Genomic DNA, 19,454 nt, shown 5'->3' with positions numbered 1-19,454 from the left:
CTTAGTAATAATGGTTTGAGAGACTCCATACCACATAATTTTGGGCAGCTTCCAGACACAAAAAGCCTTCTTTCGTAGTTATGATTCTACGACAGAAGGCTTTTTTTCTCCTTGAAGGTCAGGTACGGTAGTGTTAAGAAATTAATCTTTAGGATTTTGTATTAAGAGTTTAAGCTTCAGGTTGATAATAGCCTTTGCGGTAAAGAGAGAGTAAACCAGCGACAATTGCAATTCCCATTGAGGTTAACATGACAATCTGATAAGCCCCTGCAAAAGCATTTGCTTTTTGTGCTGCTGTTGGAGAGATGACACCTTCCAGCAGGACTGCCTGTCGGTTTTCAAATAAGGATATGGAATAAGAGATTCCAATAACCATGCCAACATTTCGAAGCAGGGCGTTAATTCCACCGGCAATACCTAATTTTATTGCTGGAACTGAACTCATGACGCTGCTGTTATTGGGAGATTGGAAAAGACCACAACCTAAACCTATCAGCAAAAGACCAGGTACGATTTGCCAAGATAGTGAGCAGGCCGTTAGACTGGACAAATATAAAAAGCCTGAGGCGAAGACGATCAATCCGCTTGTGGTCAGGACGCGTGGGCCGATTATATCAGAGATGTGTCCGCTGATTGGCGCAGAAATTGCCAACGTCAGGGGAAAAGAGGTCATTATTAACCCAACTTGGGTGGGATCATAATTTAAAACATGCTGTAAGTAAAAAGGCATCAGCATGGTATTGGCAAACATCGCTACAAAGGAAAGAAACCCAGTCATATTTCCCACTAAAAAGGGTCGGATTTGGAACAGGGACAGATCAATCATAGGGCTTGAAACACGAATTTCGGCTAAGAAAAATGTTATTAATAAGATGAGGCCGAGGATTAAGCCGCCTATAATCAGATAGGATTTCCATCCCCAATCTTGGCCATTACTGAGGGAAAATAAAAGGCACAGCATGCCGCCGGTAAAAAGAAAGGCGCCCAGAAAGTCGAAAGTTTCGCTGTTTGGCAGGGGTGTGTCTAAGGGAAGAATTACGAGGGCGGCGATGTATCCTAAAATTCCAATAGGTAAATTGATGTAAAATATGGTACGCCAGTTTAACAGCCCAACTAATATGCCGCCGAGCGCGGGACCGGTAAGGCTTCCCAAAGCAACAACAGTTCCGGTTAGCCCTAAAGCCTTTCCGCGTTCTTTTGGAGGAAAATTCGCAGTAATAATGGCCGGGCTATTTGCCATGAGGATCGATGCCCCAATTGCCTGAAGGACACGCATTCCAATAAGAAACCAGATATTTGTCGCGAGGCCGCAAAGTGCAGAACCAAGAGTAAAAACAATAAATCCAGAAGAGTAGACTCTTTTTCTCCCAATAAGATCTGCTAAGCGGCCAAAAACAGGGAGTAAACTGGAGATGGTTAATAAATAGGCGGTAACTACCCATTGCAGTGTCGATAGATTTGCCTGTAATTGTCCTGAGATTGTCGGTAAAGCTACACTGATAATACTGCTGTCCAACGTTGACATAAAGGTTCCAATGGAAACCGTTGCTAAAATAAACCATCGGTATTTGGGAGAGTCTTTAAAATAGCTGGAGTTGTAACCTTCGATCACCTAACTTGCTCCTTTAGGCAATGCCGTTCAGCTTTTCAAAGATTGCTTTTCTTTTCCCGATGGTTAACACGACGACTAAATTTTCAGGGGCAAATATGGTGTAAACGACTCGGTATTCCTTGTGGCCGCAGCGGAAAGAAACCCGGTATGTTTCATAATAAGGTCCTTTCAGTCTTTTAAATCCTAAGGGATCTTCTTCGAGTTGGCTTAACACTGCTGGTATTTCCTTAAGCTCTGCCGCTTGGAGGACAGCCAAATCATGAATTCCCCGGGTGGTTACGACAACTTGATAAGGCGTTGGAGATGATTTCATGCTCTCCAATGATTTTATGCTTTGGATGGCGCGCCATTTCACGGATTGGAAATTTTTATGAGCCCGGTAACCTTCTTCAGCCATTCGGTCAAGGACTGTGCTTAACTTTAATTTTTGTTCCAGCAATCTATTCTTAAGCTCGTCGCCTGTAAATCCGGCGCTATGTAAATCGCCGATAATCAGGTCTTCAAAAAAATCGGAAAGAGGTTCGACTGAACGCTCGGCAGTTCTTACGAAAACTTTGCCCTCAGAATCAACACATAAATCTAAAGTGTCTCCTGGAGCTAATCCAAAGAGATTTCTCAATTCTAAGGGTAATGAGATTTCTCCTTCTGCTCCGATCTTTACCCGGTAAGTTTCCATTGTTTTTCCCCCTCGTAGTTCATGTCTTTTTGGGTTTGAACTTAGGTTATACTGTTAGACACCATAGGTATCTTTATGAGTTCGACCAATAATTGGGTAAATCCTCCCGACCTATAAATAATATTTAGACTATTCTGCACATAATAATATCTTATTCGGTTTTGTTTCGAGATAACAAGACTTATACTATAATAGTACGTGGGAAAAAAGCTCCAAATTTTAGTCAAAGGGGTTTTGCAGCTTTGGGAAAAAAGAATTTTTATGTTGTGAAAGAGGGCTACAAGAAGGGGCTTTTTGATAATTGGCCTGATTGTCAGGCAGCAGTTAAAGGGTATAAGGGGGCAGTTTTTAAAGGATTCGAAACGAAAGCCGAAGCCCTTGCCTGGAAAGATGATGGAGAAGATCAAAAGGGTGGGGTCAAGACAAACTCCTCTGAAGATAAAGTATGTGAAGCAAACTGGGAGTATGACTATGATGTTTATACAGATGGCAGTTATCGAAATGGGAAGTATTCTTTTGGTTATGTCTTTGTCAAAGAGGGACAAGTTGTTTTTGAAGCGAATGGAGCGGGAGAAAATCATGAAGCTGCCGTAATGAGGAATGTTGCCGGAGAAATCGCAGCGGTAATACATGCTGTGAAAAAGGCTAAGAGTCTGAATGCCAAGATAAGAATTTATCATGACTATTCAGGAATTGCCCACTGGGTTACTGGTGCCTGGAAAGCAAAGAATAAATTTACACAAGCCTATGTAACATTTATGAAAGAGTACCAAGGCCTCTACACTTTTGAAAAAGTAGCCGGTCACAGTGGTAATCGGTTTAACGATTACGTGGACCGGCTTGCCAAGGAGGCGTTGGGAATTAATAGTAAGTGATTAAATAAAGAGCTGCATATCGGACTCTAAGGCATCTTTTAAGTATTCTTTAGCCGTAATAATTTGGACTTCCGGCAGTAATTCATCCTCCTTAAAGCCCATGACCTCAACAGAGAGCTTACAGCCAAAAAAGGTTACTCCTTTTTTTCGGGCCCCATTAAGGAAATCGGTGAGTGTGGGGGTCTCGTCATCATTCATCATCTCAAGGAGCATTTGTTTTCCTAAACCTGCCATATTCATGCGAGAAAGGGGTAATTCTTCCGGCCCTTTGGGTGTCATTAAACCGAAGATTTTTTCAAAAGCAGTTTTGTCGTCTGCTGATAACTTGGCTGGATCTCTTACCAAAAATAATCCCCAAAAAGCAAAAAACATGCTCACATTAACCCCTAATTCTTTTGCAGTATTGGCGAGTATGAGGGCTGCTAAGGCTTTATCATAGTCACCGCTGAACATGAGAATATTCATCTTTTTCTCCAATAGTTATTACACCCCTTAGAATTTGTTTTCTAAAGCTAGTATAAGTAAAAATTAGAATAGTATAACTTAGGAGATGCTCATGGTGGGGTGTCTGACAATTTGCTCCAGGGTTTGCAGGAGAATATTTATTTCGTTAAAATTATTATAGAGGCCAAAACTTATACGGACGACACCTGGGCGAGAAGAATTCCGGCTCTTTTTGTAATACTCCATTTGTTTCGGAGAAATTGATAATAATTTCTGGATATAGGGTTGAGTACAGAAGCATCCTGTCCGAACGGCGATCCCGGCTTCCTGAGAGAGAATTGAACCAACCCGTTCGTGGTGCATACCTTTAATATTGAAAGGGATGACGCCTATATGGGGTTCTCCCGGGCTTAACTGAGTATATAGTGTAATGCCCGGAATTGATCTTAGTCCTGTATAAGCATATTCGGCAAGCTGATATTCATAATGGTCAATTTTCTTCATGTTTAGAGCAGACAACGTTTTTATCGCAGCGACAAGAGCGACAACTCCTATGACATTTGGAGAGCCGGCCTCATCTTTCATTGGAGGGTCATTCCAAATAACCCAATCATGGGTTACGATCTCGGCGGTTCCTCCTCCCACCATTTCTGAGACACCTTTTTGGAAGGTTTCCTGAGGACCAATCAGGACTCCGCTGCCAAAGGGTGCGTACATTTTGTGAGCCGAAAATGCTAGATAATCGATACGCTGAAGTGGGTTTTCCGGCCTCATGTTGACAATGGTATGGGGTACCATTTGAGCACCATCGACAAGGATTTGAGCTCGATAACGATGTGCCAATTCGGCTATTTTATGTATGGGATTAATGTAGCCGGTTACGTTTGATGCTCCGGTAACTGTAACTAATTTTACTTTCCCCTTATGGCGTATTAGTTTGTTTTCCAGATCCGTGAGGTTTAGTTTTCCCTGGGAGTTTATATCTACATAATCCACCTGAAATTTGTTTCTCCATGGCAAATCGTTGGAATGATGCTCCATCCATGTAGATATAATGATACCTTTCTTATTGTCTTCGCAAAGGCGATAAGACAATTTATTAATGGCTTCAGTCGTGTTTTTAACAAAAATCACCGTATCGTTATTGGGGTCAGCATTAACGAAATTCAGAACGATTGATCTCGCTTCTTCGTAGATCTGGGAAGAATATTGAGATTTGTACCCAGTTCCGCGATGTACTGAAGAATACATTGGTGCGAAACGATTTATTTCCTCCATAACAGAAACTAAAGGGGGGGTTGACGCGGCATTATCAAAATTAATGCCCGTTACCCATTCGCCGTTGTATAAGGGAATTTTCATGTCTGTCCCCATAACAAGATGCCTATAAATTGATTCTGAAAGTTTATAGTTCATGTAATCATCTCTTTCAGTTAAAAATATGTTTCTTCAGCATCATATTATTGTTTAAGCAAAAGGTGACTAAAGAATTTGACTACATGATATATTCTCCTGTGTAACATACTAACGTTGAAATTCACTTGCGAAAGTATGGAGGTAACTATGAAAAAGTCAGGTGAAATCCAAAAACACCCCAAAGGTCTTGCCAGCGCCAAATATGATTCGCGGCGAGCAGAATTCAAACAGCATCAAAAGAAAGGTAAAGATCTTAAAGAGAACCCTAACAGTGAGCTCTAGTTTTCAAGCCTCAGCCCCAGGCTGAGGCTTGAATTCAGTAAATGCGGTTTATAGTATGTTGATGGTATAATTAGTCGTTAACCGAGCTTAAAAACCTATGTGTTGTAAAAATAGTTTTGCTAAAGATGGAGGTTTTAAGATGACAACTGTAATTGAACGATTCTTACATTATGTAAAATTTGATACACAATCGAGTGAAGAAACCGTAGTTCTTACAACTCCCGGGCAATTTGAATTGGCTAATGCTCTTGTTGAAGAACTTAAAGCTTTAGGTTTAGACGATGCTTCCGTCGATGAAAAGGGATATGTCCTTGCTCATTTACCGGCAAATACCAGCAAACACATTCCGCCAATTGGCTTTATCGCCCATCTGGATACAAGTCCCGATATGCTTGGCAAGGATGTAAAACCTCAGCTTATCGAAAATTATGATGGCAGTGATATTGTCCTCAATGGAGATAAAAATATTGTTTTATCACCTAAGGACTTTCCGGAATTATTAAATTACCGTGGGAAAACTCTAATTACCACCGATGGAACAACCTTACTTGGCGCAGATGACAAGGCAGGAATTGCTGAGGTGATGACGGCCATTGATTACCTGCAGTGTCATAAGGATATTTCACATGGGAAGATATGCATTGCTTTTACCCCTAACGAGGAAGTGGGCAGGGGAGCGGACCATTTCGACGTTCAGAGATTTGGTGCGGAGTTTGCTTATACCGTTGATGGTGGTGCAATTGGTGAATTAGAATATGAAAATTTTAATGCGGCCGGGGTAAAAGTTAAAGTTCAAGGAAGAAACGTTCATCCAGGATCGGCTAAGGGTAAAATGATTAATGCCATTTTGCTGGCTCAAGAATTTATTATGAAGCTGCCAAAGGATGAAACCCCTGTCAATACTGAAGGGTATGAAGGATTTTATCACTTGACTGATATTCATGGAAACGTAGAAGAGACAATTCTTAATTATATCGTCCGTGATTTTGAGATAAATTCTTTTCAACAACGAAAAGAAAAGTTGCAGCAGATTATAATTGATCTTAATGAAAAATATGGACCCGAAAGGTTTTCCATAGAGATTAAGGATCAATATTTCAATATGAAAGAAAAGATTGAACCTGTAAAGCATATCCTTGAAAATGCGGAAAAGGCCATGGAGGCAGTTGGCGTGGTCCCGGATATCCGTCCGATCAGAGGCGGAACTGATGGGGCTAGACTATCATTTATGGGGCTGCCTACGCCAAATATTTTTACCGGTGGACACAACTTTCATGGAAAATTTGAATTTATTCCCATCTTTGCTATGGAAAAAGCAGTAGACGTTATTTTAAAAATTGTTGAGATTTATACTGCAAAATGATAGCACTTAAAAATTGGAAAAGCTTATCCTAGAACCTATTGATTCAATAATGCAAAGTTTGGTTAATTGGTTAATATTTCTAAATTAAGAACGCATGTTCCTGACGTATTCTGCTTGATGCAGAAAATTGCGACGAATTTCTACTTGCTATTATTATCTCTAAAACGTATAGTTGACAAGGACCTTTTCCAGAGTTGAAGAGGTTAGTCGTAAATATTTAAGGGGTTGAATCCAAAATGGCTAAATTACAGTTAATAGCAACGGCTGCCTTTGGTTTAGAATCTATTGTCGCCCGAGAGTTGAAGGAACTGGGGTATTTCGATCAAGTTGTTGAAAATGGAAAGGTCACTTTTGTCGCTGATGAGCTGGGAATTTGCCGCTCAAACATTTGGCTGCGCAGTTCGGATCGCGTCCTCTTAAAAATTGGTTCTTTTAAGGCTATGACCTTTGAAGAGCTTTTTCAAGAGACGAAAAAATTACCTTGGGAAGAATGGCTTCCTGAGGATGCGAACTTTCCCGTCCAAGGAAAATCAATTAAATCAAAGCTATTCAGTGTTTCCGATTGTCAAGCTATTGTTAAAAAGGCAATTGTAGAACGGTTAAAGGAGAAATATGGCCGTAGTTGGTTCGAAGAAACAGGGCCCCGCTATCAAATTGAGGTTGCCCTTCTGAATAACGAGGCTACTTTGACAATCGATACTTCCGGACTTGGTCTGCATAAACGCGGTTACCGTAAACTTGCGGGTCAAGCACCTCTGAAAGAGACTCTAGCTGCAGCAATGGTTCAATTAAGTCATTGGCATAAAGAACGAGCTTTATTAGACCCTTTCTGCGGGACGGGAACGATTCTAATTGAAGCAGCCTTGATTGCCCTTAATCGGGCGCCTGGTCTCAGGCGAAGCTTTGATGCCGAAAAGTGGCCATGTATTCCTAAAGAGTTTTGGCAGGAAGCTTTTCAAGAGGCCCTTGATCTTCAAGGACATAGTAAAGACCTTCATATATATGGCTCAGATATTGACCCTAAGGCTCTGTCTTTAGCAAGGACACATGCTCAGGAGGCCGGTGTCAGTGATCTAATTCATTTTCAGCGTTTGCCGGTGGCAGAGGTTAGATCAAGATTTAATTATGGTCATATTATTACGAATCCACCCTATGGTGAGCGACTAGGTCAAAAGGAAGAAATTGAACAGCTTTATCTTGAACTTGGTGAGACCTTTAACCGTTTAGAAAACTGGTCTCTCCATGTTATTACGAATCAACAATATCCCGAACGCTTGATGGGGAGGCGCTGGGACAAAAGCAGAAAACTTTATAATGGACGACTAGAGTGTCATTATTATCAATTTTTTGGACCACGTCCGCCGAGAGAAACTAGTCGAACGTAAACAAGAAATGCAAAAGAGGATTATTCCCCGTCGCCGGGCGAATAATCCTCTTTCAATATTATATCCTAAGTTTATCATGTACGGTTTTTCGGATATCTAACTCGCAGAAACTGGAGGCTCTCCTTTTACGGTTTGAAGATCTCGCAAAGCTCGTTGAACCTCCTCATCGAGGCCTTCAATGGCTATGATGACGGCTCCTTCCGAACCATCGACACCTCCGGCGGCAATGCACCGAGCTTCCACGTCATATAACGTTTCCAGTGCAGTTAACTCTGTGACAGGAATTGCCCCCAACATTGGGATAAGACCAACTTTCTGCCCAATCGAATCATCTACAGTAGATTTGGTCATAAATTCCACGGCCTGACGGACATCAGGCACCATTTTTTCAAGACCGATAGGAACGATTAGCTTTACTCCGCGGGCATAGAGTATTCCCTGTGCAGCTCCAATAGTTCCGCCTGAAGCATCTGAAACCATCACAGCGGTTAAGCCGGTGTAATCGATGGCATTTCCTCCTTTGATAAAGATATCGCCGGATTTTAACTTAGGAAGATATTCTTTCCATGGGGTCTCAATAACCTTTCCCTCAACAATGACATAAGGAGCAGTTCTCTTCGTAGAGCGGCTGATTCCTAACTCTCCTTTAGAAACAATGCCCATGGTGTAGCCTGTCTTATCTTCAATGGTTACCCCCAGCAATTCTTCAGCCACAAAAGCATTTGTTGTACCTCCGGCAATAATTACAGCATGTTTGTTTAAAGCATTCTGAACACAGGACAATCCCCTAACTCCTCTGGCAATTAGACGTTTAGATTCACTGGCAGTTAACGTTATTAAAGCTTTCATTCAAGAACCTCCTTGCAGTTTTTTATTAATGATGTAATTATGTTATACGAAAACAATAATTTATAAAAGCTAAAATATTGTGTTTTAATTTGGAGTCTATAAAAAAACGACAATATTTTTTCGGACAGTAATTATAATTAAGAAATATCAGACCATTAAGCCTTTTTTGAATAAAAAAATAGATATGTACACCATAAAGATACAATTAGATAATGATATGGTAGGATAAAAAATGATAATTTTACAAGCTTAAATAACTCAAATACACTAAACGTGATAATAATAACAAAGGAGGTAGAGGGTTTTGTTTCTAAGTTTAATTGCTTATGCGGCCATACTCCTTTTTCTTGGTTTGTCCGCTTATAAGGCCTATCAGTTTTCAAAATTACCATTACACGGGCGAATGGAACTATATCCCGTACCGAAAGAAAAAGGATTTGAGCACGGAGGCTCATTCTACGAGGAGATTTCTTGGTGGAAAAAACCTCGAGAAGTTTCACATGTTCGGGAAATTGTCGAAATGTTTAAGGAAATAGTCTTCATAAAAACATTATTCGAAAATCAGCGCCCATTTTGGTGGCTTTCTTATGCCCTTCATCTAGGAATTTATTTTATTTTTGTTTGGACATTCTTGTTAGTTGCCGGAGCCGTTTCAATGCTTAATGGAATTGTGGTGGCAGCGAATACAACGAGCATTTGGGGACTTTTATTATTTTATCTAACTTATATCACTGGGATTATTGGACTTGTTTTAGTAGCGTTAGGTTCTGGGCTGTTAGTTCTTCGTCGTATGTTTGACTCTACTCTTAAAAAATATACGACACCTCAAGAATACTTTAACCTTTTGCTGCTCTTTGCAGCAGTTGTTACTGGAATCATAACCTGGAGCAGCGACTTTACATTTGGTACAGCTCGCGAAGTTACTGCGGGCATTATTACCTTTACACCTTTTGCTGCTAATGGACTCCTGGTTTTACATGTTATTCTGGTCGGAATTATGTTAATCTATATCCCTCTGAGCAAAATGAGCCACTATGTAGGAAAGTACTTTACCTTCCATACGGTTCTGTGGGACAATAGCCCTAATCTTAGAGGGAGTGCTGTTGAGCAAAAAGTGAAGGCGGCTACTTCTTATCGTCCAACTACCACTTGGTCAGCTCCTCATATTCAGGCGCCTAGCTCCACGAAGAAATAGCATGAAATTCCTAAGTGAACTTTTTGGAAAGAGGAGAACTAAATGTTAGATCAAAAAGATTTGCGCCCGAAGGATTTGGGGCGTCAGGATGAACAGTTGATTAAACTCGAAACCTATAATCTAATGCCATTATTGCCTCCCTATGATAAACCTGGTATGCAGCCCCCCATTACCGAGCCCAAGCCTGCGTGGAGAGAAAAATACTGTGCTTCTTTAGATGGTTTTATTGCGCTTGATACTTTGACTCGTCCTCAAACTAAAGAAGAAGAAGACGAATTTGTCCGTAAGTTTCTCAGTGGCTTAGAGAAAATTTTCTCGGATGCCAATAATGGAATATTGGAACCTTTATTATTGTCTTTTGAATATTGTGCCAAGTGCAACACCTGTTCTGAAGCTTGCCATATCTATAAAGCAGCTGGAGACAATGAACTGTATCGTCCAATTTTTCGCTCGGAAGTCCTGCGCAAAATTGTGAAAAAGTATTTTACGAAGAGTGGTAAACTATTAGGCGGCTTTGTCGGAGCAGACATTGATGTCAATTGGGAAACAATTGCTCGTTTAGGCGAGTTGGCTTACCGTTGTAATCTCTGCCGGCGATGTGCACAAACTTGCCCGTTGGGCTTAGATAATTCAATTCTCTCAAAAGAAATTCGTAAAATCTTTAGTCAGGAAATCGGAATTGCTCCGACACCTCTGCATAATAAAGGAACTATGCTGCAACTCAAAACGGGTTCCTCAACCGGTTTAACTAAACCCGCTTTCTTGGATACCCTGGAATTTCTGGAAGAGGATACAGAAGAGAAGTTTGGCATCAAATTGAAGTTCCCTATTGACAAAAAAGGTGCAGATATACTCGTTTTGCATAATGCAGGTGAATTCATTGCCTGGCCGGAAAATCCAGTTGCCTTTGCAATTTTAATGAACGAAGCAGGACTTAATTGGACACTAAGCAGTGAAATGATGGGTTATGATAGTGTTAACTACGGATTGTGGTATGATGACGTTCAAGCTAAGAAGATTGCTTTAGCACAGATGAAAGCTGCCAAGGAACTCGGCGTTAATCGTATTATTGTCGGTGAATGCGGCCATGCACATAAGGCATCTATTGTTGCAGGTGATCGTATGGCTTATGGCGATACCAAAGTTAATGTCGAAAGCTGCTTGCCTCTTCTCTGGGATTTAGTACAGAGTAAGCGTTTAAAAATGGATCCCAGCCGTAATAATTTCCCGGTGACTCTCCATGATCCGTGTAATGTTGTTCGTCAGATGGGAATTGTTGAGCCACAGAGAAATGTCTTAAGGGAAATATGCCCTCAGTTTAGAGAAATGACACCCCATGGTGTTGATAACTATTGCTGTGGTGGTGGCAGTGGCTTTGCTATTATGAATTCCCAAAACTTCCCGTCATTTAGAGATAACGTTGCTTCCCGGATGAAGTTCAACCAAATTCTGGGCGCCTTTCAAGGTAAAATGGAAGATGCCTCTCAGGTTAAATATATCTGTGCCCCTTGTTCGAACTGTAAGGGAGCTATGCGGGCAATTCTGGAGCATTATGAAGCTACAGAGAAGTTTAACCTTCAATATGGCGGACTCGTTGAACTTATGGTTAACGCCCTCGTAAGCATGAAAAAGCCTTTCTTTGAATTCTTGGAATAGTTTAGAGTGATAGAATTTGTTAATGGACCATTTCAGTATCTGAAATGGTCCATATCAATGCAGATACAAAGAAAAGTTTACTTTGATATCGACTAGTACGTATTTGTGCAAATTACAAGAACATGTGTTCTTGTAATTATTCGAGAACCACCCCCACTTATAGAAGTGAGGATCTTAAACTGGATAAATTTCCCTCAAAAGCATTATCTAATGCCCTTTGTACTCACGATATAAACAATATTAGCAATTATTTTTGGTGAGCAGCATCTTCAAGGTAGACTCTAAAATCAAGAACTATAGAAGTTTAAGACTAAACCAAAATGTAATTAAGGGTTAAATTTGAACGATAAATATAATAATTAGTTTTGTATATTGTACAATCGTAATTATATATTGTACGTAGAGAATACAAGGTGTTAAATTAAGAATATGAACTAGTGTTAATTTACACAAGAAGATTTTCTCCTAATTTCTCACAATGTTCATTTTTTAATACTTCTCTTTTAAGGTTAAGGAGGTGTAATTAGTGTTTATCGTATCAATTGACGAGGATCAGTGCTCTGGCTGCAACTCATGTACTGAAGGATGCCCAGCTCACCTGCTTGGCTTTAGTGATGACAAAGCACATGTAATCGGCGACGAATCAGAATGTATGGGTTGTGAAAGCTGTATTTCTGTTTGCCCGACTGGTGCAGTCACTATTACTGAAATGTAGAAACCCCATAAAATAATAGATGGAGGGTGTGCAATGACGGAAAAGAAAACGCCGCTACTGGACGAACTGGAAAAAGGAAAATGGCCCAGTTTTGTGACGGAAATGAAACGCGCTGCAGTTAAGAGTGAATCTGCCGGCGAGTTGCTCCAAGTTTTGGAGAGATCTTATGTTGAGCACAGAGGACACTGGAAACATGGTGGAATTGTTGGGGTTAGAGGTTACGGCGGTGGAGTTATCGGTCGTTATGTTGATGAGCCTGAAACCTATCCAAATGTTGCTGAATTCCATACAGTCCGTATCAATCAACCATCAGGATTCTTCTACAACACGAAAACACTTCGCACAATTTGTGATATTTGGGAGAAATACGGCAGCCGCTTAACAAACATGCATGGCTCTACTGGGGACGTCATTTTGCTAGGCTGTAAAACAGAGGATATCCAACCTATCTTTGATGAGTATAGCGAAGCTGGTTTTGACTTGGGCGGATCTGGATCCTGCCTTAGAACAACCAACTGCTGCGTAGGACCTGGCCGTTGTGAGTTTGCCTGCTACGATACTCTTGAAGCATGCTATAACATTACCAATGAATTTATGGATGAGCTTCATCGTCCAATGTGGCCTTATAAGAGCAAAATTAAGTTCTCAGGCTGTGCTAACGACTGCACTGGTGCAATTGCCCGTTCAGATATCTCAGTCATTGGTACTTGGCGTGATTCCATCCAATTTGATCAAGCAGCTGTTAAAGAATATGCAGCGAAGAACTTTGATATTCAAGGTCTGGTTTGTGACAAATGTCCGACTAAGTGCCTGACTTATAATAGCCAAGCTCAAGAGCTTTCCGTAGTTGCTGAAGATTGCACGCGTTGTATGCACTGCATCAACATGATGCCTAAAGCAATTAAAGCTGGTAAAGAAAAAGGCGCTTCCATTTTGATCGGTGGTAAATCAACAATCGTTCAATCAGCGTTTATGTCTTCAGTGGTTGTACCTTTCATGAAGATGGAAGTGGAAAGCGACTTTGAAGAATTTAAAGATCTCGTAAGACGCATTTGGGATTGGTGGGATGAGAACGGTAAGTCTCGTGAGCGTCTTGGAGAATTAATTTATCGCGTAGGAATGGGTAAATTCCTCCGTGAATGTGAAATTCCTGCTGTACCACAGCAAGTCTTCCGTCCGCGTGCTAACCCATATGTATTCTGGCAGCAAGATGACCTTGACAAGTCAGGTACTGCTCTTGATGGTTCGAAACTCTAATAAAATAGATAGTTTAACGAGAGGTGGATAATCATGGCAAAATTAGACCAAGGACCTCCTAATTATAAGGAGATGCTTCCTCCAATAATTAAGGAAAACTATGGCAAATGGCAATATCATGAGATCCCACAACCGGGTGTACTCAAACACGTTGCTGAGAGCGGTGCAGCTCTTTATAGTGTGCGTGTAGGTTCTCCTCGTTTAGTAAGTATTGATTTCATTCGTGATATTTGCAACCTTGCTGACCAATATTGCGATGGACATCTGCGTTTCACAACACGTAACAACGTAGAATTCTTAGTGTCTGATGAAGCTAAACTTAAAGAACTTCTTGAGACATTATCAGCTCAAGGTTATGCTGTTGGCGGAACAGGTGCATCCATTAGTAACATCATCCACACTCAAGGCTGGGTTCACTGCCATACACCTGCAACAGATGCTTCAGGCGTCGTTAAGGCTGTTATGGATGACTTATATGAGTATTTTGAATCCATGAAGCTCCCGGCTAAATTAAAAATGGGCTTAGCCTGCTGCTTAAATATGTGTGGATCAACACACTGCAGTGACATCGGAATTGTTGGTGTTCACCGTACTCCTCCTCGTATTGATCATGAAAAACTCCGTAAAACAACTGAAATCCCGACGCTGGTAGCAAGCTGCCCGACTGGTGCTATTCGTCCAGATCCGAAGAACAAGAGCGTTGTCGTAAATGAAGATAAATGCATGTACTGCGGAAACTGCTACACCATGTCTCCGGCTATGGAAATTTATGATCCGAGAAATGACGGTATTGCTATTCTCATCGGTGGTAAAGTTTCCAATGCCCGTACTGCACCGAGCTTTTCTCGCATGGTAATTCCGTTCCTGCCGAACAATCCGCCGCGTTGGCCTGAAGTTACAGAAGCTATCCGCAGTATTATTGAACTCTGGATTGCCAATGCACACAAAGGTGAGCGTCTTGGTGAATGGATTGAGCGTATTGGCTGGGAAAAATTCTTTAGCCTAAGTGGATTGCCGTTCTCTGAAATGCTTATTGACGATTATATCTTTGCACGGGAGACTTTCCGTACGGCTGCTGGATTTAAATACTAATTAAAAATTTAGGGGGTATAGACAAATGGGTAGAGGACCAGCGAACCCAGAAGTCAAGAAGAAAGTTCTTGAGTACTTGGCTAAGGTTGAAAAAGCTAAAAGTAGAGACGTTGCGGTTGCCATCGGCGAGAAGAAAAGCGATGTTGATGATGCCGTAAAAGAACTTACTGCTGAGGACCTTGTTGAATACCTCTATATTACGACAACTTATATTTGCCTAAAAGGTAAAGTAAAAACACCAAATTCATAATTATTGATCGACGCGATCACTCTTAATCATCAGTTTTAAATCGTTGACCATCCCGACTTCTCTGATCCTGTTTCTGCTGATTATTCGATCAAGCATTACCCGGGATCGGAAGTTGGGTGGTCAATTTTGTTATGAGGTGCGTAAGTCAAAAGCAAAAGCTCCAAGAAAGGTGTGGATGATGTGTTGCCTATATCAGAAAATATGACTGTGAATCTTGATCAAAGTAACCTAAGCGTCCCACGCATCGTCATTGGAGCACCTCAAGGTAGAAGTGGCAAAACCACCTTTACCTTAGGATTATTAAGGGCTTTTGTGCGGCAGGGTGTTAGGGTTCAACCTTTTAAAAAGGGCCCTGATTATATTGATACCAGTTGGCATACTGTAGCTGCTCGTACAACAAGCCGCAATTTAGATGCTTATTTTATGACACATCAAGAACTTTGTGAGTCCGTTTATAATCATTCAAGCGACAAAGATGTTACAATTATTGAAGGAGCTATGGGATTATATGATGGATCTGACCTGCGAGGAAGCAGTTCAACAGCTGAAATAGCTAAGATAACACGAACACCAGTACTTTTGGTTGTTGATGCGACCCGTATGACTCGAAGCATTGCAGCAATGGTCATGGGGTATCAGCATTTTGACCCGGAAGTACAAATACTTGGTGTTGTTCTTAACAAAGTAGCTCGTAATCGGCATGAGAAAGTTGCACGTGAGTCTATCGAGGAATTTTGCAAGATTCCTGTCGTTGGGGCAATTCCTAAAGATCTTAATTTAACCATTCCTGATCGCCACCTTGGCTTAGTCACGAGTGATGAATTCAATGAAACAAATCAATTATTGGATTATTTTGCAGAGATTATTTCTAAGCATGTTAATTTGGAACTTGTGTTAGAGTTAGCCCGAACTGCCCCGGAAGTTCCCAATATCCAGGGGAAAACTCTAATTAATTCAGATGATAATCTGAAAACAAAGAATAGTTCGCCTAATATTGGAATAATTAAGGATGCAGCTTTTAGTTTTTATTATCCTGAAAATATCGAGGCCTTACAACGACTTGGTGCTAATCTTATTCCAATTAAAGCGCTAAGTGATAGTAAACTTCCTGATGACCTCGATGGTTTATATATTGGGGGAGGCTTTCCGGAGATTTTCGCTGCCGAACTTGAAAAGAACAAATCAATCCGGGAAGATATTAAATTCTATGCCGAAAAAGGTCTCCCAATCTACGCTGAATGTGGGGGATTAATGTTTTTAGGTCGATCCATATCTATTTCGAATAATAGTTATAATATGGTGGGATTGCTCCCCTTTGATACTCAAATGGAACGAAAACCCCAAGGGCATGGGTATACACTGATGAAAGTTAACCAGGGGCAACCTTGGTTTGATGATGATATAGAAGTTAAAGGACACGAATTTCATAATTCTCGTATCATTAATTTATCTTCTGAAGTAAAATTCGGTTTTGAAGTTAAACGTGGACATGGAATTGACGGACAGCATGATGGGATTTATTATAAGAACGTATTTGCTTCTTATAATCATCTTCATGCTGTGGGATGCCCAGTTTGGGCTGAACGTATGGTCGATCTCGCTATACAATATAAGCATAATAAACGAAGAAAATGGCTGTTGCTTGAGAAAGCTGCCGGCCAAAATTAAATATAATTTCTAAGATTATGATATTATATTATATATGTTCGAACCTGGATAAATCATTTTGGCAGGCAATATTAATCATTATCACCTGATTGATTTAATCTCGGGTATGATGAAAAAGAACTCCGCAAGACCATAATTTAATGCGGAGTTCTTAAATTTCTATTATTTAAGAAAAAGAACGTTTGCTCATCTGGAATAATCTTTCTGCTAATGGTATTATAAATATATACGATACCAAACCTAATTTTTTTATGACTGACGCTAACCAAAGCAATTGGCAAAATATTTTATGGATATAAATCTAGGAGGGAGATTTACCATCATGGAACAACACTTTCTTGTTTTTAAAGAAGTGGCAGAAACTAAAAACATTACGCTCTCTGCGAAAAAACTCCATATGAGCCAACCTAGTATTAGTTTGCAGATTCAGAACTTAGAGAATCAATACGGTGCTCGTTTTTTCGATAGAACGAATAAAGGAGTAACGCTGACAAAAGAGGGGGAAATATTTTATACTCATGTTCGAAGTGTTCTCGATATTCTTATGAATGCCAAAGAACAGATTAGTGCCTTGTCAAAAGGACGGAGAGGTCTTATTTATTTAGGGGCAACGCTGACAATAGGAGAGTATATTCTACCTAATATTTTGGCCTATTTATTATAGAAATCATCCTGACGTTGATTTTAAGGCGAAAATCGCGAATACTGATTCTATATCGCAGGATGTTCTGGAGAAAAAGATTCATATTGGTTTAATCGAAGGGCCTGTACCTCGCCATAAGGATCTAAACGTCGAAAAGTTTTGGGAAGACGAATTAGTTGTCGTACTTCCTTATTTTCATCCCTGGGCGGCTAGAGAGAGTATAACTCTTGCGGAATTACCGCATGAGCGCTTAGTAACGCGTGAAGATGGTTCAGGAACACGTAAGGTTATGGAAATGGCTCTTAAAGAGCGAGGCCTCGAACCAGAACAGTTAAATATTAGTATGGAGTTAGGAAGCACTCAGGCAATCAAAGAAGTCGTTGCAGCAGGTTTGGGAATAACAATTATTTCGTCCCTTACTGTACGCCGGGAATGTGATCAAAAGATTTTTAAGTCCTTAAAAATTCAGGATGCTCCGGTCTATCGGCCTTTAAGTATTCTTACAAATGCACATCAAAATTCCCAGGCGACACAGTCAAAAGATGAGCGTCTATTAATTGATTTGCTTCACGATCACAGATTGTTATCGGAAATCCTTAGTAAAGATTATAATGAATTGGACAGCATAGAATAATAAGAGAACAAGTTTGAGTGTTTTTTTATATTCTAATGTCACGAGTGGGAAGTGCTGGGAAACTATGCAACATGACTGTCAAATAGGCTTAGTTCAAATGGAATCTCATATTGGCGAAAGAGAAGCTAATTTTAGGAGAATCACACATCTTGCTGAAGTAGCAAGTAAGAAGAAAATTTCCTTCTTGTGTTTTCCTGAATGTGCTTTGGACGGATATTCACCGCAGCATGCCTCAGAGCTTGGTGATACAATTCGTAGTTCAGCAACAAGCCGTTTGAAAGAATGCGCAGAAGATTTGGGAATTACCTTGCTGGTTGGTCTAGTTGAGCATGATAATAGGGCTGAAAAGCCCTATATTTCACATGTTATTTTGTCTCCGGGAAAAGAGGGTATGGTTTATCGCAAAGTTCATTTAGGGAGAAGTGAGCAGGACTACTTTACCCCTGGTAATCAATTTCCGGTATTCTCCTCACATGGAACAACTTTTGCAGTTGGGATCTGCTGGGATTGGCATTTTCCGGAGGTGGCTGCTATCTATTCTTTGAAAGGCGCAGAGATCATTTTTGCTCCGCATGCTTCTCCTGTCATAGCGGGGGATCGAAAAGAGATCTGGCTGCGTTATCTAGGCACGAGAGCCTACGATAATTCAGTTTATCTGGGTGCCTGTAATTTGATCGGGAGTAACGGTAAAGGCAAAGAGTTCAGCGGTGGTACTTTAACTATCGGTCCTAAAGGTGAAGTAATTCTTCACACAGAAGTATTAGAAGAACGTATATTTATCTCGACACTTTCTGCAGAACGAATTAATAGAATTCGACGTTTTGACCGAGTTTCAATGAAGGATAGCTTTTTCCTTGCGGACAGACGTAAAGAACTTTATCATGAACTTCTTGAACTGGACGTTCAACGGTAACCTAATTGGATTCCAAAATCGACGGAGAAACCGTTAGGATTTGATGTTAATATTTGTAGTTTTAAAATATATATTTATGAATAAATCAAAAAACCTTTCTAAGCATTGCTTAGAAAGGTTTTTTGAGGATTAATAATTACCAATTGTTACGTGAACGTGATTGGTAGCAATCTCGGCAATAAACTGGTTTATCACCTGACGGCTGAAAAGGAACCGTAGTTTCTTTACCACATGAAGAACAGATAGCTGGAAACATTTCGCGAGGTTGTCGAGAGAATCCTCCATTGTTCCTATTTTGGGCTTTACGAGCAGCACGGCATTCCGGACAACGGCCAGGCTCATTCGTAAATCCTTTCTCAGCATAGAACTCTTGTTCAGATGCAGTAAATTCGAAATCACGACCACATTCTTTACAAGTTAGGATTTTGTCGTTAAACATAATAGACCTCCATTAATTTTATTACCCGCGACATGGGAAGTTCAGAAAGGTCTTCCCATAGCCTGAGGCAATCGAGAAGGTCTGTGTAAA

The 19,454-nt window shown here is 40.5% G+C and carries 18 protein-coding genes and 1 pseudogene; 13 read left to right on the top strand and 6 right to left on the bottom strand.

What is annotated here, in order from left to right; translation table 11 throughout:
- Positions 1–169 precede the first annotated feature (169 nt).
- Both DEAC_RS01055 and DEAC_RS01050 read right to left on the bottom strand, forming a co-directional pair.
- Positions 170–1,612 (bottom strand): MFS transporter, encoded by a 1,443-nt coding sequence (locus DEAC_RS01055; protein WP_242847045.1) that lies wholly within the window; start codon positions 1,610–1,612, stop codon positions 170–172.
- A gap of 13 nt (positions 1,613–1,625) precedes the next feature.
- On the bottom strand, positions 1,626–2,288 hold the full coding sequence (locus tag DEAC_RS01050; protein ID WP_047808176.1) for a type II toxin-antitoxin system RelE/ParE family toxin: 663 nt from the start codon (positions 2,286–2,288) through the stop codon (positions 1,626–1,628).
- A gap of 242 nt (positions 2,289–2,530) precedes the next feature.
- Here DEAC_RS01050 and DEAC_RS01045 point away from each other — a divergent pair, with 242 nt between their 5' ends.
- Positions 2,531–3,163, top strand: a complete 633-nt coding sequence (locus DEAC_RS01045; protein WP_047808175.1) for a ribonuclease H1 domain-containing protein — start codon at positions 2,531–2,533, stop codon at positions 3,161–3,163.
- Here DEAC_RS01045 and DEAC_RS01040 read toward each other — a convergent pair whose 3' ends face one another.
- Together DEAC_RS01040 and DEAC_RS01035 are read right to left on the bottom strand one after the other, a co-directional pair.
- Positions 3,164–3,640, bottom strand: a complete 477-nt coding sequence (locus DEAC_RS01040; RefSeq protein WP_047808174.1) for a DsrE/DsrF/DrsH-like family protein — start codon at positions 3,638–3,640, stop codon at positions 3,164–3,166. It lies immediately after the preceding gene.
- A 66-nt stretch (positions 3,641–3,706) separates the two neighbouring features.
- Positions 3,707–5,023 carry an aminotransferase class V-fold PLP-dependent enzyme gene (locus DEAC_RS01035; protein WP_047808173.1) on the bottom strand — a complete coding sequence of 439 codons (1,317 nt, stop codon included), beginning with the start codon at positions 5,021–5,023 and terminating at the stop codon, positions 3,707–3,709.
- Positions 5,024–5,170: 147 nt separating this feature from the next.
- Between DEAC_RS01035 and DEAC_RS24460 the strand changes: the two genes are divergently transcribed.
- The 3 genes from DEAC_RS24460 to DEAC_RS01025 all read left to right on the top strand — a co-directional run bounded on the left by DEAC_RS24460 (position 5,171) and on the right by DEAC_RS01025 (position 8,053).
- Entirely contained in the window at positions 5,171–5,305 is a 135-nt protein-coding gene (locus DEAC_RS24460) for a hypothetical protein (RefSeq protein WP_282433362.1), read from the top strand.
- Between the two features lie 139 nt (positions 5,306–5,444).
- Positions 5,445–6,668 carry a peptidase T gene (pepT, locus tag DEAC_RS01030; protein ID WP_047808172.1) on the top strand — a complete coding sequence of 408 codons (1,224 nt, stop codon included), beginning with the start codon at positions 5,445–5,447 and terminating at the stop codon, positions 6,666–6,668.
- Positions 6,669–6,904: 236 nt separating this feature from the next.
- Entirely contained in the window at positions 6,905–8,053 is a 1,149-nt protein-coding gene (locus DEAC_RS01025) for a THUMP domain-containing class I SAM-dependent RNA methyltransferase (RefSeq protein ID WP_047808171.1), read from the top strand.
- Between the two features lie 96 nt (positions 8,054–8,149).
- Here DEAC_RS01025 and DEAC_RS01020 read toward each other — a convergent pair whose 3' ends face one another.
- Positions 8,150–8,902, bottom strand: coding sequence for a hypothetical protein (locus DEAC_RS01020; RefSeq protein ID WP_047808170.1), 753 nt, complete (start codon positions 8,900–8,902; stop codon positions 8,150–8,152).
- Between the two features lie 304 nt (positions 8,903–9,206).
- Between DEAC_RS01020 and DEAC_RS01015 the strand changes: the two genes are divergently transcribed.
- The 9 genes and pseudogenes from DEAC_RS01015 to DEAC_RS00975 all read left to right on the top strand — a co-directional run bounded on the left by DEAC_RS01015 (position 9,207) and on the right by DEAC_RS00975 (position 18,925).
- On the top strand, positions 9,207–10,097 hold the full coding sequence (locus DEAC_RS01015; RefSeq protein WP_047808169.1) for a respiratory nitrate reductase subunit gamma: 891 nt from the start codon (positions 9,207–9,209) through the stop codon (positions 10,095–10,097).
- A 42-nt stretch (positions 10,098–10,139) separates the two neighbouring features.
- The gene (locus tag DEAC_RS01010; protein ID WP_047808168.1) at positions 10,140–11,753 is read left to right on the top strand and encodes a (Fe-S)-binding protein; all 1,614 of its coding nucleotides are present in this window, start codon (positions 10,140–10,142) and stop codon (positions 11,751–11,753) included.
- Positions 11,754–12,279: 526 nt separating this feature from the next.
- The gene (locus DEAC_RS01005) at positions 12,280–12,468 is read left to right on the top strand and encodes an ATP-binding protein (RefSeq protein WP_047808167.1); all 189 of its coding nucleotides are present in this window, start codon (positions 12,280–12,282) and stop codon (positions 12,466–12,468) included.
- A 33-nt stretch (positions 12,469–12,501) separates the two neighbouring features.
- Positions 12,502–13,725, top strand: coding sequence for a dissimilatory-type sulfite reductase subunit alpha (gene dsrA / locus DEAC_RS01000; RefSeq protein WP_047808166.1), 1,224 nt, complete (start codon positions 12,502–12,504; stop codon positions 13,723–13,725).
- Between the two features lie 33 nt (positions 13,726–13,758).
- Positions 13,759–14,817 (top strand): dissimilatory-type sulfite reductase subunit beta, encoded by a 1,059-nt coding sequence (dsrB, locus tag DEAC_RS00995; RefSeq protein WP_047808165.1) that lies wholly within the window; start codon positions 13,759–13,761, stop codon positions 14,815–14,817.
- Positions 14,818–14,842: 25 nt separating this feature from the next.
- Positions 14,843–15,067, top strand: a complete 225-nt coding sequence (locus DEAC_RS00990) for a hypothetical protein (RefSeq protein WP_047808164.1) — start codon at positions 14,843–14,845, stop codon at positions 15,065–15,067.
- Positions 15,068–15,268: 201 nt separating this feature from the next.
- Positions 15,269–16,735, top strand: a complete 1,467-nt coding sequence (locus DEAC_RS00985; protein ID WP_047808365.1) for a cobyrinic acid a,c-diamide synthase CobB — start codon at positions 15,269–15,271, stop codon at positions 16,733–16,735.
- A 322-nt stretch (positions 16,736–17,057) separates the two neighbouring features.
- Positions 17,058–18,012, top strand: a pseudogene (locus DEAC_RS00980) (LysR family transcriptional regulator).
- 64 nt (positions 18,013–18,076) lie between these two features.
- Positions 18,077–18,925, top strand: a complete 849-nt coding sequence (locus tag DEAC_RS00975; protein WP_047808163.1) for a nitrilase-related carbon-nitrogen hydrolase — start codon at positions 18,077–18,079, stop codon at positions 18,923–18,925.
- A 136-nt stretch (positions 18,926–19,061) separates the two neighbouring features.
- Here the strand turns inward: DEAC_RS00975 and DEAC_RS00970 are convergent, their stop codons facing one another.
- Positions 19,062–19,364 carry a zinc-ribbon domain containing protein gene (locus DEAC_RS00970; RefSeq protein WP_047808162.1) on the bottom strand — a complete coding sequence of 101 codons (303 nt, stop codon included), beginning with the start codon at positions 19,362–19,364 and terminating at the stop codon, positions 19,062–19,064.
- Between the last annotated feature and the right edge of the window lie 90 nt (positions 19,365–19,454).

Origin of the sequence: Desulfosporosinus acididurans (assembly GCF_001029285.1) — a bacterium.
GTDB classification, from domain to species: domain Bacteria; phylum Bacillota; class Desulfitobacteriia; order Desulfitobacteriales; family Desulfitobacteriaceae; genus Desulfosporosinus; species Desulfosporosinus acididurans.
The sequence above is the reverse complement of the archived record's forward strand: the minus strand, read 5'-3'. Positions and strand labels throughout refer to the sequence as shown.

What these genes read in the sequence shown, in the direction of transcription:
- DEAC_RS00985 (WP_047808365.1), top strand. Translation starts at nt 15,269, where the DNA reads ATGACTGTGAATCTTGATCAAAGTAACCTAAGCGTCCCACGCATCGTC.
- DEAC_RS00970 (WP_047808162.1), bottom strand. Translation starts at nt 19,364, where the DNA reads ATGTTTAACGACAAAATCCTAACTTGTAAAGAATGTGGTCGTGATTTC.
- DEAC_RS00975 (WP_047808163.1), top strand. Translation starts at nt 18,077, where the DNA reads ATGCAACATGACTGTCAAATAGGCTTAGTTCAAATGGAATCTCATATT.
- dsrA (WP_047808166.1), top strand. Translation starts at nt 12,502, where the DNA reads ATGACGGAAAAGAAAACGCCGCTACTGGACGAACTGGAAAAAGGAAAA.
- DEAC_RS01035 (WP_047808173.1), bottom strand. Translation starts at nt 5,023, where the DNA reads ATGAACTATAAACTTTCAGAATCAATTTATAGGCATCTTGTTATGGGG.
- pepT (WP_047808172.1), top strand. Translation starts at nt 5,445, where the DNA reads ATGACAACTGTAATTGAACGATTCTTACATTATGTAAAATTTGATACA.
- DEAC_RS00990 (WP_047808164.1), top strand. Translation starts at nt 14,843, where the DNA reads ATGGGTAGAGGACCAGCGAACCCAGAAGTCAAGAAGAAAGTTCTTGAG.
- DEAC_RS01025 (WP_047808171.1), top strand. Translation starts at nt 6,905, where the DNA reads ATGGCTAAATTACAGTTAATAGCAACGGCTGCCTTTGGTTTAGAATCT.
- DEAC_RS01020 (WP_047808170.1), bottom strand. Translation starts at nt 8,902, where the DNA reads ATGAAAGCTTTAATAACGTTAACTGCCAGTGAATCTAAACGTCTAATT.
- dsrB (WP_047808165.1), top strand. Translation starts at nt 13,759, where the DNA reads ATGGCAAAATTAGACCAAGGACCTCCTAATTATAAGGAGATGCTTCCT.
- DEAC_RS01010 (WP_047808168.1), top strand. Translation starts at nt 10,140, where the DNA reads ATGTTAGATCAAAAAGATTTGCGCCCGAAGGATTTGGGGCGTCAGGAT.
- DEAC_RS24460 (WP_282433362.1), top strand. Translation starts at nt 5,171, where the DNA reads ATGAAAAAGTCAGGTGAAATCCAAAAACACCCCAAAGGTCTTGCCAGC.
- DEAC_RS01050 (WP_047808176.1), bottom strand. Translation starts at nt 2,288, where the DNA reads ATGGAAACTTACCGGGTAAAGATCGGAGCAGAAGGAGAAATCTCATTA.